General features: G+C 72.2%; 8 protein-coding genes. 2 read left to right on the top strand and 6 right to left on the bottom strand.

What is annotated here, in order from left to right; genetic code table 11:
- Positions 1 to 195: 195 nt before the first annotated feature.
- Complete coding sequence (locus ACFWVE_RS03840; protein ID WP_384007907.1) at positions 196 to 2829, bottom strand: lipopolysaccharide biosynthesis protein; 2634 nt, start codon at positions 2827 to 2829, stop codon at positions 196 to 198.
- A complete protein-coding gene (locus tag ACFWVE_RS03845) occupies positions 2822 to 4102 on the bottom strand; it encodes a DegT/DnrJ/EryC1/StrS family aminotransferase (protein ID WP_384007909.1) in 1281 nt (426 codons plus the stop codon). The genes ACFWVE_RS03840 and ACFWVE_RS03845 overlap by 8 nt, the downstream gene beginning before the upstream one ends.
- 309 nt (positions 4103 to 4411) lie before the next feature.
- On the opposite strand from ACFWVE_RS03845, the gene fahA reads away from it, so the two are divergent.
- Together fahA and ACFWVE_RS03855 are read left to right on the top strand one after the other, a co-directional pair.
- Positions 4412 to 5626 carry a fumarylacetoacetase gene (gene fahA, locus ACFWVE_RS03850; RefSeq protein ID WP_384007911.1) on the top strand — a complete coding sequence of 405 codons (1215 nt, stop codon included), beginning with the start codon at positions 4412 to 4414 and terminating at the stop codon, positions 5624 to 5626.
- A 264-nt stretch (positions 5627 to 5890) separates the two neighbouring features.
- Positions 5891 to 6838 (top strand): M56 family metallopeptidase, encoded by a 948-nt coding sequence (locus ACFWVE_RS03855; protein WP_384007913.1) that lies wholly within the window; start codon positions 5891 to 5893, stop codon positions 6836 to 6838.
- A 35-nt stretch (positions 6839 to 6873) separates the two neighbouring features.
- On the opposite strand, the gene recQ is transcribed toward ACFWVE_RS03855, so the two are convergent.
- The 4 genes from recQ to nuoL all read right to left on the bottom strand — a co-directional run bounded on the left by recQ (position 6874) and on the right by nuoL (position 14422).
- Positions 6874 to 8916, bottom strand: coding sequence for a DNA helicase RecQ (gene recQ / locus ACFWVE_RS03860; protein WP_384007981.1), 2043 nt, complete (start codon positions 8914 to 8916; stop codon positions 6874 to 6876).
- A 255-nt stretch (positions 8917 to 9171) separates the two neighbouring features.
- Entirely contained in the window at positions 9172 to 10821 is a 1650-nt protein-coding gene (gene nuoN / locus ACFWVE_RS03865) for an NADH-quinone oxidoreductase subunit NuoN (protein ID WP_384007914.1), read from the bottom strand.
- A complete protein-coding gene (locus tag ACFWVE_RS03870) occupies positions 10818 to 12416 on the bottom strand; it encodes an NADH-quinone oxidoreductase subunit M (protein WP_384007916.1) in 1599 nt (532 codons plus the stop codon). The genes nuoN and ACFWVE_RS03870 overlap by 4 nt, the downstream gene beginning before the upstream one ends.
- Positions 12417 to 12421: 5 nt before the next feature.
- Positions 12422 to 14422, bottom strand: coding sequence for an NADH-quinone oxidoreductase subunit L (gene nuoL / locus ACFWVE_RS03875; protein WP_384007918.1), 2001 nt, complete (start codon positions 14420 to 14422; stop codon positions 12422 to 12424).
- Between the last annotated feature and the right edge of the window lie 9 nt (positions 14423 to 14431).

A 14431-nucleotide genomic window follows, 5' to 3' on the forward strand; every position in this document is an offset into this window, starting at 1 on the left:
CGACGGCTCCGAGGAAGGGCGGGTCCGCGACTCGGTCCGCGAAGGCGGTTCCGCGGAGGTGTCCGCAGGCGTGCCGGGCGCCGGTGTGCTCTCTGGTGCGGGCTCGGACGCGGATCTCTCGCGTGGAGTGGCTGGCGGACGCACGGTGGTTCCCCCCTGGCGGTTCGGCTCCGAAAGCTTGGTTCGATCGCTGGTTCAGCCGTTCGGTCGTCTGTGGCCGGGCAGCCACGACGCCGTTGCGGCACGGCGGAGCGGCGGAAGTCGGAGAATGAGCAGCAGCAGAAGCAGTGCGGCGAGCAGCGGCGGTGACACGGGCGCGAGCGCGTCCCGCCACACCCAGCCGGCCACGGCGACGAGATACGACGCCCCCCAGCGCCCCGGCCAGGACAGCCGGTCGCCGCCCACCCGCTCGAGCAGCAGCCACAGCGCGACGAGGCACAGCACCTGGCACACCTGCGGCGTCCAGCGCAGCAGCGGCTCCGGTCCGTCGATTCCCACCGCGTCCGCGAGGAGTTCGGCTGCCCGGACGTACACCGCCCCGCCCACCGGCGAGGGTTCCCAGCCGAGCGCGACAGGTGCGGCGTACAGGGCGAGCAGGGCCGAACCCAGCGCGGTGCCGGGGAGCCAGGGTTCGGGCGCCGTGCACAGCGTCACCGCGGCGACGAAGACCAGGAGCAGCACTCCGCCCGCCGCGAGCGCCATGAGCGGCAGCTCTTCCAGCAACTGTCGCCCCGTCAGTTCGCCCTGCCGATCCGGCGGCGGCCCGCCGAGCCGGTGCAGCGGGCGCGTCGACGCCCAGAAGGTGACGGTGGCGAGTCCGAGCAGCCCCCAGAGGATGTCCCGCAGCCGCCGCTCGGACCGGTCGGGCCCGTCACCGCCGGCGGCCTCGCGGCGTTCGTCGTGTGGGGGCGGGGTCTCGTCCCGGGCCGATGCGTGTGTGTTCCGTGGAGTGGGCTCCGCGTGATCGCCGGCCACCCGGTCGACCGCCACCCGCTCGTGCGCCGCCCGATCGCCCGCCACCCGCTCGTGCGCCTCGGCGCCCGGCTGCTCCCCCGGCTCGGCGCTCGGACCCGCGCCGGCGTCCGCGACCGGTTCCGGGCCCCTGTCCGGGTCCACCTCCGGGTCCGCTTCCGGGCCCACGTCCGGCCCGGGGTCCGCGTCCGGCTCAGGGTCCCCGTCCGCGGGGCGGGGCCGGACGATGAACGCCATCGTGTCCGCCTGGAGGGCCTCCCGTTCGTAACCGGGGGTGCCGATGAACAGCGTGACGGTGTCCGCGTCGTCCTGCTCGCGGTCCTTGTCCTCGTACGCGGCCCGGCGGGCCCAGCCCGTGCCGTACCCGGCGGTGGCGTTCAGCTTCGCCCAGCGTGTGCCGTAGACGGGGCCGGTGGAGGTGCCCCCGGCCCGGCCCGGCCCGCTCGTCGTACGGTCCTTGCCGTCGGCGCCGCCCGGCCGGTCGACGGGCCCACCGTGCCCGCCGCGCGTGTCGTGCCCGCCGTGCGTGTCGCGCGTGTCGCGCAGTGCCGAGCGCAGGCCGAACACCGAGACGACGGCGACCACCGTCATGCCGGTCAGCACCGCCCACCCGGCGCCCGCGATGCCCGCCGGGGTGAACAGCACGGCCGCGCTGCCCAGGACCAGCACGCACATGGCACCCTGGAGGACGGCGAGCACGCCGGTGCGCCCCTGTACCCGCAGCACCCCGATGTACAGCTCCACGACCACCCGGGGCAGCGCCCCGAGCGCCAGCAGTCGCAGCACCAGCGAGCCGTGCTCGGCGTAGTCCGCGCTGAACGGCGTGAGGATCAGCGGCGCGAAGACCACCAGCACCAGCACGACCGGCACCAGAAGCAGCGTCATCCGGCGCAGCGCCCCCCGCACCCCGTCCGCGAGCCGGCGCGGGTCGTGCGAGGCGTGGGCGGTGAGCGACGCGGCCATGTTGATGGCCATGAACTCCATGGTTCCGCCGACGGTGTACGCCACGTAGAAGTAGCCGTTCTCGGCGGCGCTGAAGCGGACCGCGACCATCACCGGCAGGAGGTTGATCATCGCCAGGCTGAACAGCGCGCCGAGCGAGTCACCGGCGAGGAAGCGGCCCATGTCGCGGATCCTGGGCGGTTCCCGGTCGCGGTCGGCGGCGGCCTGACGCGGAATGAGCCGGCGGAAGATCAGCCAGCCGAGCGGCAGTATGGAGAACGCGATCGCGACGGCCCAGGACACGAAGATGCCCAGCACCGGCAGCGCGCTCGCGAAGACGGCCAGCAGGACCAGCTTGCCGGTGGAGAAGACGGCGTTGCCGACGGGCACCCACTCGGTCCTGCGCAGGCCCGTGAGGACCCCGTCCTGCAGGGTGAGCAGCGCCCAGGCCGCGCACGCCGCGACGAACAGCGCGCCCGCCAGGGGGGTGCCGAGGGGCTCGTACGACGCGCCCCACAGGTCGAGCGTGAGCAGGAAGACGCCCGCGGCCAGCACGACGACCAGCGAACTCGCCCCGTACACGCCCCACACCAGGCGCCCGGTCTCACGCCCTGCACGCGGCACGAAGCGGACCACGGCGCCGATCATCGTGGTCGCGGTGATGCTCGCGAGCAGCCGCATCGCGGCGATGGCGGCGGACCCCTGACCGACCGCGTCCTCGGAGTAGTAGCGCGCGGCCACGAGCCAGAAGCCCAGCCCGAGGACGGCGGACACGCCGGTGCTGAGCATCAGGAAGTAGGCGTTCTTGAACAGCGAGTCGGAGCCGTCGGAGCCGGGTTCGCCGTCGGCGGGTCCGGCTCCGCCGCCGCTGCCGGTGCGCACCGCGGCGGGTTCGTGCACCTGGATCTCAGCCACGAGACGGCCCCAGCCCTCTCCCCGTGGTCCCCTCCGGCGGCTCCGGTGCGTCCCGCACGCCCGGCTCCTCCGGCGGCTCGGCCGGCCGGGCCCCGGACCGCTCCAGGACCTCTACCGCCTCACGCGCCCGCAGCGGGTCCACCGGCAGCGCGTGCCGCGCGAACCAGCGAGCGTTGCCGGGGGCGGGCGACGGGTCCGTGAAGGCCGCCCCCGCGTAGTCGTCCAGGGGCGGGTCGTAGAGGTAGCCGACGACGATGCCGTGCCGGGCCAGCGCCGCCATCGCCGCGTCCCGGTCCGCGACCAGCAACGGCACCCGGAACAGCGGTTGCACCACGCCGTCCGCCGGCGGCCGGGCCCACGGCGTCGACAGCAGCAGCTCCGTGCCCGCCCGCGAGGCCCGTAGGACGTCGTCCAGCCGCCCGAGACTGCGGTGCACGCGGCGCAGGCGTACGGGGCCGGGCTCCAGCCGGTAGTCGTGCATGTCGACCCGCACCCAGGGGTCGTGCGCGGCCAGGTCCGGCGCGGAGCGCACGGCACCGGCCAGCGCGTCCGGACGCAGCGGCATCCGGATTCCCTCGCGCTCCGTCAGCCCCAGCAGACCCATCGCGGCCCAGGCGGCCCGGCGCAGCCCCAGCCGTCGCACGGCGGCCTCGGCGTACGGCCGTACCGCGTAGGTGAGTTCGGACGTCATGCGCCGCGGGGCGAGCAGTTCGGCGCAGGCCTCCCGCACGGCCGCGCTCCGGTCCGGGCCGGCCGGCGCGAGGATGCCTCCCGTCTGGGCGCCGGCATGCTTGGAAAGGCTGAAAACGGAGGCGTCGCCCCAGGCCCCGACCGGCCGCCCGCCGACCTCGCTGCCGATGGCATGCGCCCCGTCCTCGAACAACGGGATGCCCAACGCATCGCAGCGGGCCCGCAGTCCGGGGGCCGGATCCGGGTTGCCGTACAGGTTCGTGGTCAGTACGGCGGACAGCGAACCCCACGTCCCCTCCGGCACGGCGTCGATGTCGATGGACGCGTCGAACGGGTTGAGCGGTGCCTGCACCGGGCGCAGGCCCGCCGCGAGCACCACGAAGAAGACGACGTCGTCGTTGACCGGCGACATCAGCACCCTGCCGCCCGGCTGGCACCAGTGGCGCAGCGCCACGAACAGCCCGAACCTGCACGACGGCACGTACACGCACTCCCGGCCGAGCCGGCCGCGCATGGCATCTTCCAGCCTCTTGGGCCGCATGCCGGAGCGCGCCGCTCCCGGACCGGCCTCCCCAATGGCCATCCGTCCCCCTGGTGTGCCATCGGAACGCCCCCTCCCCGAGGCCTTCCGGCACCCGCCCAGAGTCGCCCTGTTCGCACCGCTCCGTCAAGATTGCGTCGCGTCCTGTGGATGACTTCCGGTACGCGGGGGGAAGCGGCGCACGCGTCCTGCCGTCCCGGGCACGTCGCCCGTCCTGCGCCCGGGACCCGTCCCCCGTCTCCGCCTCCGCCTCTGCCTCTGCCTCTGCCCAAGACCACCGCGGCCCCCGTAACGTGTGGCCTGACCACGGACACGTGGAGCACCTGCCACACGAAAGCGAGGCAGCACCCGATGCCCCCCTTCGATGTCCCCGAGGGCGATCCCTTCGGCCCGCACAATCTGCCGTACGGCGTGTTCTCGCCCTCCGGCTCGTCGGAGCAGAGGGTGGGCGTCCGGCTCGGTGACCACGTCCTCGACGCCGGCGCGGCCGCACACGCCCTGGGTTCCCCGTACGCCTCCCTGCTCGCCCGCCCGACCCTCAACCCGCTGCTGGCGGCGGGCCGTACGGCCTGGTCGGACGTCCGGCGCGCCCTCACCGCCTGGGTGACCGTCCCGGCGCACCGGGAGACCGTCGAGCCGCTGTTCCACCCGCTGTCGTCGGTGACCCTGCACCTCCCCTTCGAGGTCGCGGACTACGTCGACTTCTACGCCTCCGAGAACCATGCCCGGAACGTCGGCCGGATCTTCCGCCCGGACGCCGCCGACTCCCTCACCCCGAACTGGAAGCACCTGCCGATCGGCTATCACGGCCGCGCCGGCACGGTGCTGGTGTCCGGCACCGACGTCGTGCGCCCCTCGGGGCAGCGCAAGGCGCCCACCGATCCCGCCCCGGTCTTCGGTCCGTCGGTGCGGCTGGACATCGAGGCCGAGGTCGGCTTCGTGGTCGGGGCGCCGTCCGAGCCGGGCCGGCCGGTGCCGCTCGGCGACTTCCGCGACCACGTCTTCGGTCTCTGCCTCCTCAACGACTGGTCCGCACGCGACGTCCAGGCCTGGGAGTACGTTCCCCTCGGCCCGTTCCTCGGCAAGTCCTTCGCCACCTCGGTGGCGGCCTGGATCACCCCCCTGGACGCCCTAGAGGACGCCCGGGTGGCGCCACCGGAACGCACCCACGCGCTGCTGCCGTACCTGGACGACACGGACGAGGGACCCGGCGGTTACGACCTGCGGATCTCCGTGGCCGTCAACGGGCACGTCGTCTCCGAGCCTCCCTTCTCGACCATGTACTGGACGGCCGCCCAGCAGCTCGCCCACATGACCGTGAACGGCGCCTCCCTGCGCACCGGCGACCTCTACGGCTCCGGCACGGTGAGCGGTCCCGCCGAGGGACAGCGCGGGTCCCTGCTGGAACTGACCTGGAACGGCCGCGACGCCCTCGAACTGCCCGACGGCAAGCGGACGTTCCTCGAGGACGGCGACGTCGTGACCCTGTCGGCCTGGGCCCCGGGACCGGGCGGAGTCCGCGTCGGCCTCGGCGAGGTCACAGGCCGGGTGACCCCCGCGGTCTGACCCCCACCGCGGTCCGGCCCCCACCGGCGCCGCGACGGGCGCCCTTCGTGTCCGCCGATCGACGCCGCACCCCTGCCCCACGCCGCCCTTCGCCGTCATACTTGTCGGCGTCGGGCGGTGTGCGGCTCCCGCACGTTCCGCGCCGCACACTCCACGCACGGCCCCGCGCGTCACACGTCGGACACCCTCCGCACGTCACGCGCGGCCGCGCGTCCCCGCACGACCCGAAGCCGCCCCCTTCCGACAGGATCCGGAGCCCGTGGCATGACTGGCACGACCCTCTGCCTGCTCCTGCTGAGCGTTGTCGCCGTGACGGCCGCCTGGCCCGTCCCGCGTGCGCTGACCCGGGCGAACTGGCCGGAGCGGGAACCGGTGGTCGCCCTGTGGGTCTGGCAGTGTCTGGTCGCCACGGTCCTGTTGTGCTGCCTGACCGCCCTGGCCCTGGGCGCCGCCGCCGTCTTCGGCACGGTCCGCGCCCAGCTCTTCGCCCCGGCCCCGCCCGCGGTGACCGCGGCGTACGACCTGTCCGCCGCCCCGCCCTGGGCGGCCGCCCTCACCCTGCTGCTGGCCTGCGGCGCGGCCTGGACCACGGCCATGCTCGGGCGGGAACTGGCCGACGCCCGCCGGCGCCGCGCCCAGGCCCGCGCGCATCTGCTCGAGCGCGCCCCCGACCTGCCCGCCGGTCTCCCCGCCGCCCGCGGTCCCCTGCTGGTACTCGAGGACGAGTACCCCGACGCCTGGTGGATGCCGGGCAGCCCGCCCCAGCTGATCGTCACCACCGGCGCCCTGCGCCGCCTCACCGACCACCAGATCGACGCCGTCCTCACCCACGAACGCGGCCACGCCCGTGCCCACCACGACTGGCTGCTGCACCTCTCCACCGCCCTGGCCACCGGCTTTCCCCGTGTCCCGCTCTTCGCCCACTTCTGCGACCAGACCCACCGCCTGGTCGAACTCGCCGCCGACGACACCGCCTCCCGCCGCTGCGGTCACCTGACCACGGCACTGGCGCTGATCGAGCTCAACCGGCACCGCGGCGTCCTGTCCTGCGCCTCCAGCCACCGCCTGCTCGGCGAACGCGTCGACCGCCTTCTGAAGCCGCCGCCCCGCCTCGGCCGCCGCGACCGCGCCCTGACGACGACGGCGGCAGCCCTGGTCCCTCTCCTCCCCCTCCTGATCACCTTCGCCCCGGGCCTCACCGCCCTGCCGTAGGGCCTGTCCGGCCGCAGGACCGGACGGCTGCCGGGTCACATCCAGTCGGGCTCCGGCTCGGTGTCCATCTCCGGCCAGTCGTCGTCGGACACGGCACCGGCGTGGGTCCGACCCACGTCACCGGCCCCGGCACGACCGGAGCCACTGCCCGCGGCCTCGGCCGGGCCCTGCGCACCGGCCGGTGATCCGCCCTGTGGCCCGCCCAGCGCCGCGAGCACCCCCACCACGCCCTCCCCGTACGTCGCGAGCTTCTTCTCGCCCACCCCGCTGATCCCGCCGAGCTCGGCGACCGAGCCGGGCCAGAGCGTGACGATCTCGCGGAGCGTGGCGTCGTGGAAGATGACGTACGCGGGAACGCCCTGCTCGCGGGCCTGTTCGGCCCGCCAGGCGCGCAGCGCCTCGAAGGCCGGCAGGAGGTCCTCGGGCAGCTCGGCCGCCACGGCCTTGGCCTTCCCGGAGCCCGACGATCCCGGGGATCCCGGCCGGGAGGTCACCGGCTTCTTCGGCTCCTTGCGCAGCTGCACCTCCCGCTCGCGCCGCAGCACCGTCCCACTGGCCTCGGTCAGCACCAGCGTGCCGTAGTCCCCCTCGACCGCGAGCAGCCCCTGGGCCAGCAGCTGCCGGACGACGCCACGCCATTCGGCCTCGCCGAGATCCTCACCGATCCCGAACACGGAGAGCTGGTCGTGGTCGAACTGGATGACCTTGGCCGTGCGCTTGCCCAGCAGGATGTCCACGATCTGCACCGCGCCGAACTTCTGCCCGCGCTCCCGCTGCAGCCGGACCACCGTCGAGAGCACCTTCTGGGCCGCGACGGTGCCGTCCCAGGTCTCCGGCGGGGTGAGGCAGGAGTCGCAGTTGCCGCAGCCCGCCGGGTCGGGATTGTCCTGGCCGAAGTAGGCCAGGAGCTGCCCGCGCCGGCACCGGACCGTCTCGCACAGGGCCAGCATCGCGTCCAGGTGCCGGCCCGCCCGCCGCCGGAAGGTCTCGTCCCCCTCGCCGGACTGGATCAGCTTGCGCTGCTGTATGACGTCGTTGAGGCCGTACGCCATCCAGGCCGTGGACGGCAGCCCGTCGCGGCCCGCACGGCCCGTCTCCTGGTAGTAGCCCTCGACGGACTTGGGCAGGTCGAGGTGGGCGACGAACCGGACGTCCGGCTTGTCGATGCCCATGCCGAAGGCGATGGTCGCCACCACGACCAGGCCGTCCTCCCGCAGGAAGCGGGACTGGTGCGCGGCACGCGTCCCCGCGTCCAGTCCCGCGTGGTACGGCACCGCCTCGACGCCGTTGCGGCTGAGGAACTCGGCGGTCTTCTCCACGGAGTTGCGGGAGAGGCAGTAGACGATGCCCGCGTCGCCCGCGTGCTCCTCCCGCAGGAAGTTCAGCAGCTGCTTCTTGGGGTCGGCCTTGGGCACGATCCGGTACTGGATGTTGGGCCGGTCGAAGCTCGCCACGAAGTGCCGGGCGTCCGGCATGGCCAGCCGCTCGGTGATCTCCTGGTGCGTGGCGTGCGTGGCCGTCGCGGTGAGCGCGATCCGGGGCACGTCCGGCCAGCGCTCGCCGAGCAGCGACAGGGAGAGATAGTCCGGCCGGAAGTCGTGCCCCCACTGGGACACGCAGTGCGCCTCGTCGATCGCGAAGACGGAGATCTTCCCCCGCGAGAGCAGGTCCAGGGAGCTGTCCAACCGCAGCCGCTCCGGCGCGAGGTACAGCAGATCCAGCTCGCCGGCGAGGAACTCGGCCTCCACGACGCGCCGCTCCTCGAAGTCCTGCGTGGAGTTCATGAACCCGGCGCGCACGCCGAGCGCCCGCAGCGCGTCCACCTGGTCCTGCATCAGCGCGATCAGTGGGGAGACGACGACTCCCGTACCCGGTCTGACCAGGGCCGGAATCTGGTAGCACAGCGACTTGCCGCCACCGGTCGGCATGAGCACCACGGCGTCCCCGCCCGCGATCACATGCTCGATCACCGCCTGCTGCTCACCGCGGAAGGCGTCGAATCCGAACACCCGCTGCAGCACCGCCAGCGCCTCGTTCTCCGTCACTGCCATGCCACCACTACCGCCCGTCCCACCCATCGCCCTGCCCCCGTACGACCACTCGCGGCCACCGCGTCCACTGCGGCCGTTCTCGACCACTGCCTCCACGATAGGCGCCTCCACCGACATCCCCCGGGTTGTCCACAGACCGACGCCCCGGACGTGTCCACAGGCCCTCGCGCCGGTCACCTCCGCATACCGCTGTGCGCAGAGGACCGCGTTCCGCCGGGCACGACGACGGCCCGGCACCCCCCGAGCGGGTGCCGGGCCGCCCTGTCGTCGGCGGGCGCCGGGTCAGCGCACGAACACTCCCGCGTCCCCCGCCAGCTCCAGGAAGTACTGCGGCGCGACACCCAGCACCACCGTGACCGCCACGCCCAGCCCGATCGCCATCATCGTCAGCGGTGACGGCACCGCGACGGTCGGGCCCTCGGGCCGCGGCTCGCTGAAGAACATCAGGACGATCACCCGGATGTAGAAGAACGCCGCGATCGCCGACGCGATCACACCGACCACGACCAGCGGGACCGCGCCGCCCTCCGCCGCCGCCTTGAACACGGCGAACTTCCCGGCGAAGCCCGACGTCAGCGGAATGCCCGCGAAGGCGAGCAGGAACACCGCGAACACGGCCGCCACCAGGGGCGAACGGCGGCCGAGACCGGCCCACTTGGACAGGTGCGTCGCCTCGCCGCCCGCGTCCCGCACCAGCGTCACCACCGCGAACGCGCCGACCGTCACGAACGAGTACGCCGCCAGATAGAAGAGGACGGACGAGATGCCCTCCGGCGTGGTCGCGATGACACCCGCGAGGATGAAGCCCGCGTGCGAGATCGCCGAGTACGCCAGCAGCCGCTTGATGTCGGTCTGGGTGATCGCGATGATCGCGCCGCCCAGCATGGTGACGATCGCGACGGCCCACATGACCGGCCGCCAGTCCCAGCGCAGGCCGGGAAGCAGGACGTACAGCACTCGCAGCAGGGCACCGAACGCGGCCACCTTGGTCGCCGCCGCCATCAGGCCCGTCACCGGCGTCGGCGCGCCCTGGTACACGTCCGGCGTCCACATGTGGAAGGGGACGGCACCGACCTTGAACAGCAGGCCCATGATCAGCAGACCCGCGCCCACCAGGAGCAGCACGTCGTTGCCCATGGTGTTGACGAGCGCCGGGTCGACCTCCGCGATCGTGCCGTCGACGACCTGCGCGATCGTCGCGTACGACATCGAGCCCGCGTAGCCGTACAGCAGCGCGATGCCGAAGAGGAGGAACGCGGAGGCGAACGAGCCGAGCAGGAAGTACTTGACCGCGGCCTCCTGCGAGATGAGCCGCTTGCGGCGGGCCAGCGCGCAGAGCAGGTACAGGGGCAGGGAGAGGACCTCCAGGGCCACGAACAGCGTCAGCAGGTCGTTGGCCGCGGGGAAGACCAGCATGCCGGCGACCGCGAAGAGCAGCAGCGGGAACACCTCGGTGGTGGTGAACCCGGCCTTGACGGCCTTCTTCTCGCCGTCGCTGCCCGGCACGGACGCGGCCTGGGCGGCGAAGGAGTCGACCCGGTTGCCGTGCGTCTCCGGATCGAGTCTGCGCTCGGCGAAGGTGAACAGGCTGACCAGGGCCGTCAGCAGGATCGTGCCCTGCAGGAACAGGGCGGGGCCGTCGACGGCGATCGCGCCCATGGCCGCGATGCCCGCCTTGGTCGTACCGTATCCGTCGGCGGCGAGCGCCACGACCGCGGCGAACGCGGCGACGAGCGCGACCGACGCGACGAACATCTGTGCGTAGTAGCGGGATCTGCGCGGCACGAAGCCCTCGATCAGGATTCCCACGACCGCCGCACCGACGACGATCAGGGTGGGCGCGAGCTGCGCGTACTCGATCTTCGGCGCGTCGATCTTCGCGATCGGGTCGACCGCGGTTGTCCACAGGCTGTGGACGGCTGATGCGCTCACTTGGCCGCCTCCACCTCGGGCTGGGGGTCCTTCTGCTGGACGTCGGACATGGTCTGCTCCACTGCCGGGTTCACGATGTCCGTGACGGGCTTCGGGTAGACGCCCAGGAAGACCAGCAGCACGATCAGCGGCGCGGCCACCGCGATCTCACGCACCCGCAGGTCGGGCATCTTGGCGAGCTCGGGCTTGAGGGGGCCCGTCATCGTCCGCTGGTAGAGGACGAGGGTGTAGAGCGCGGCGAGCACGATGCCGAAGGTGGCGATGACGCCGATCACCGGATAGCGCGTGAACGTGCCGACCAGGACCAGGAACTCGCTGACGAACGGCGCGAGCCCCGGCAGCGACAGCGTCGCCAGGCCGCCGATCAGGAACGTGCCGGCGAGTACCGGCGCGACCTTCTGCACCCCGCCGTAGTCGGCGATGAGCCGGGAGCCACGCCGCGAGATGAGGAATCCGGCCACCAGGAGCAGGACGGCGGTCGAGATCCCGTGGTTGACCATGTAGAGCGTCGCCCCGGACTGGCCCTGGCTGGTCATCGCGAAGATGCCCATGATGATGAAGCCGAAGTGCGAGATCGACGCGTACGCGATCAGCCGCTTGATGTCGCGCTGGCCGACCGCGAGCAGCGCTCCGTAGATGATGCCGATGACCGCCAGCACCATGATCGCGGGCGTCGCCCACTTGCTCGCCTCCGGGAACAGCTGGAGGCAGAAGCGCAGCATCGCGAAGGTGCCCACCTTGTCCACGACGGCCGTGATGAGCACGGCGACCGGGGCGGTGGACTCCTGCATGGCGTTGGGCAGCCAGGTGTGCAGCGGCCACATCGGCGCCTTCACCGCGAAGGCGAGGAAGAAGCCGAGGAACAGCCAGCGTTCGGTGCTCGTCGACATCTCGAGCGAGCCGTTGGCCCGCGCCTCGGCGATCTCGGTGAGCGAGAAGTTCCCGGCGACCACGTAGAGCCCGATCACCGCGGCCAGCATGACCAGACCGCCGGCCAGGTTGTAGAGCAGGAACTTGACCGCCGCGTACGACCGTTGTGTCGCCGCCGCCTTGTCGCCCTCCGCCGCGGTGGCGGCGGACCGGTACGAGCCGTGGGCCCGGTCCCCGAAGCCGCCGATGAGGAAGTACATCGGGATCAGCATGGCTTCGAAGAAGATGTAGAAGAGGAAGACGTCGGTGGCCTCGAAGGAGATGATCACCATCGCCTCGACGGCGAGGATGAGGGCGAAATATCCCTGGGTCGGCCGCCACTGCTTACTACCTGTTTCCTGCGGATCGGCATCGTGCCAGCCCGCCAGGATGATGAACGGGATCAGCAGGGCGGTCAGTGCGATCAGCGCGACCCCGATGCCGTCCACCCCCAGCTCGTAACGGACTCCGAAGTCCGCGATCCAGGCGTGCGATTCGGTGAGCTGGTAGCGGTCGCCGTCCGGGTCGAAGCGCACCAGGACGACGATCGCCAGCACCAGGGTGGCGACCGAGACCAGCAGGGCCAGCCACTTGGCGGCGGTGCGTTTCGTGGCCGGTACGGCGGCCGTGGCGATCGCCCCGATGGCCGGGAGCACCGCCGTCGCTGTCAGCAGAGGAAAGGACATCGGTATCAGACCGCCCTCATCAGCAGGGTCGCGGCGACCAGGACGGCCGCGCCCCCGAACATCGAGACCGCGTAGGACCGCGCGAAGCCGTTCTGCAGCTTGCGCATCCGCCCGGACAGGCCGCCGAACGAGGCCGCCGTTCCGTTGACGACCCCGTCGACCAGGGTGTGGTCGACGTACACCAGGGAGCGTGTGAGGTGCTCGCCGCCACGCACCAGGACCACGTGGTTGACGTCGTCCTGGAGCAGGTCGCGCCGGGCGGCCCGGGTGAGCAGCGACCCGCGCGGGGCGAGCGCCGGGACCGGGCGGCGCCCGTACTGGCCCCAGGCGATCGCCACGCCGATGACCATGACCGCCACCGTGGACAGCGTGACCGTCAGGGCGCTGATCGGCGCGTGGCCGTGGTCGTGCCCGGTGATGGGCTCCAGCCAGTGCACGAACCGGTCGCCGACGCCGAAGAACGCGCCGGCGAACACGGAGCCGAAGGCGAGCACGATCATCGGGATCGTCATGCTCCTCGGCGACTCGTGCGGGTGCGGCGGGCCCGCCGCGGCAGCGGCATGTCCGGAGCCGGCCTCGCCGCTCGTCTCCGCGGCCGGCTCCACGCCGGACTCGGCCGGGGACGGTGTCGGAGCCTTCCGCCAGCGCTCCTCGCCGAAGAACGTCATCAGCATCACGCGCGTCATGTAGTACGCGGTGATCGCGGCGCCCAGCAGGGCCACGCCGCCGAGGATCCAGCCCTCGGTGCCGCCCTTGGCGAACGCCGACTCGATGATCATGTCCTTGGAGAAGAAACCGGACAGACCGGGGAAGCCGATGATGGCGAGGTAGCCGAGCCCGAAGGTGACGAACGTGACCGGCATGTACCTGCGCAGTCCGCCGTAGCGGCGCATGTCGACCTCGTCGTTCATCCCGTGCATGACCGAACCGGCGCCGAGGAACAGCCCGGCCTTGAAGAAGCCGTGCGTCACCAGGTGCATGATCGCGAAGACGTAGCCGATGGGGCCGAGGCCCGCCGCGAGCACCATGTAGCCGATCTGCGACATCGTCGAACCGGCCAGCGCCTTCTTGATGTCGTCCTTCGCGCAACCGACGATCGCACCGAACAGCAGCGTGACCGCGCCGACGATGGTGACGACCAGTTGCGCGTCCGGGGCGCCGTTGAAGACGGCGCCGGAGCGGACGATCAGATAGACGCCCGCCGTCACCATGGTCGCGGCGTGGATCAGGGCCGAGACCGGGGTCGGGCCCTCCATCGCGTCCCCGAGCCAGGACTGCAGCGGCACCTGGGCGGACTTGCCGCAGGCGGCGAGCAGCAGCATGAGGGCGATCACGGTGAGCTTGCCCTCGTCGGCGGCGCCGGCCAGCCCGGCCTCCTCGTGGCTGCCGAGCACCGGCCCGAAGGCGAAGGTGCCGAACCACAGGAACATCAGCATGATCGCGATCGACAGGCCCATGTCGCCGACCCGGTTGACCAGGAAGGCCTTCTTCGCCGCGGTCGCGGCGCTGGGCTTGTGCTGCCAGAAACCGATCAGCAGGTAGGAGGCGAGACCGACGCCCTCCCAGCCGACGTACAGCAGCAGGTAGTTGTCGGCGAGGACGAGGATCAGCATCGCCGCGAGGAACAGGTTCAGATAACCGAAGAAGCGGCGGCGCCGCTCGTCGTGCTCCATGTACCCGATCGAGTACAGGTGGATGAGCGAGCCGACGCCGGTGATCAGCAGGACGAACGTCATCGACAGCTGGTCGAGCCGGAAGGTGACGTCGGCCTGGAATCCCTCCACCGGAATCCAGCTGAACAGATGCTGCGTCAGGGTGCGGTCGGCGGCGGCGTTGCCCAGCATGTCGGCGAAGAGGACGACGCCGATCAGGAAGGACGCGGCGGCGAGCACCGTGCCGATCCAGTGGCCGACGGCGTCCAGCCGGCGGCCGCCGCACAGCAGGACCGCCGCTCCGAGCAGGGGCGCCGCCACCAGCAGCGCAATCAGATTCTCTGGATTAGTCACGGTTCTAGC

It is taken from the genome of Streptomyces sp. NPDC058632, from assembly GCF_042717095.1.
In the GTDB taxonomy this organism is placed as follows: domain Bacteria; phylum Actinomycetota; class Actinomycetes; order Streptomycetales; family Streptomycetaceae; genus Streptomyces.

What these genes read in the sequence shown, in the direction of transcription:
- ACFWVE_RS03845 (WP_384007909.1), bottom strand. Translation starts at nt 4,102, where the DNA reads ATGGCCATTGGGGAGGCCGGTCCGGGAGCGGCGCGCTCCGGCATGCGG.
- ACFWVE_RS03855 (WP_384007913.1), top strand. Translation starts at nt 5,891, where the DNA reads ATGACTGGCACGACCCTCTGCCTGCTCCTGCTGAGCGTTGTCGCCGTG.
- fahA (WP_384007911.1), top strand. Translation starts at nt 4,412, where the DNA reads ATGCCCCCCTTCGATGTCCCCGAGGGCGATCCCTTCGGCCCGCACAAT.
- ACFWVE_RS03870 (WP_384007916.1), bottom strand. Translation starts at nt 12,416, where the DNA reads ATGTCCTTTCCTCTGCTGACAGCGACGGCGGTGCTCCCGGCCATCGGG.
- recQ (WP_384007981.1), bottom strand. Translation starts at nt 8,916, where the DNA reads ATGGGTGGGACGGGCGGTAGTGGTGGCATGGCAGTGACGGAGAACGAG.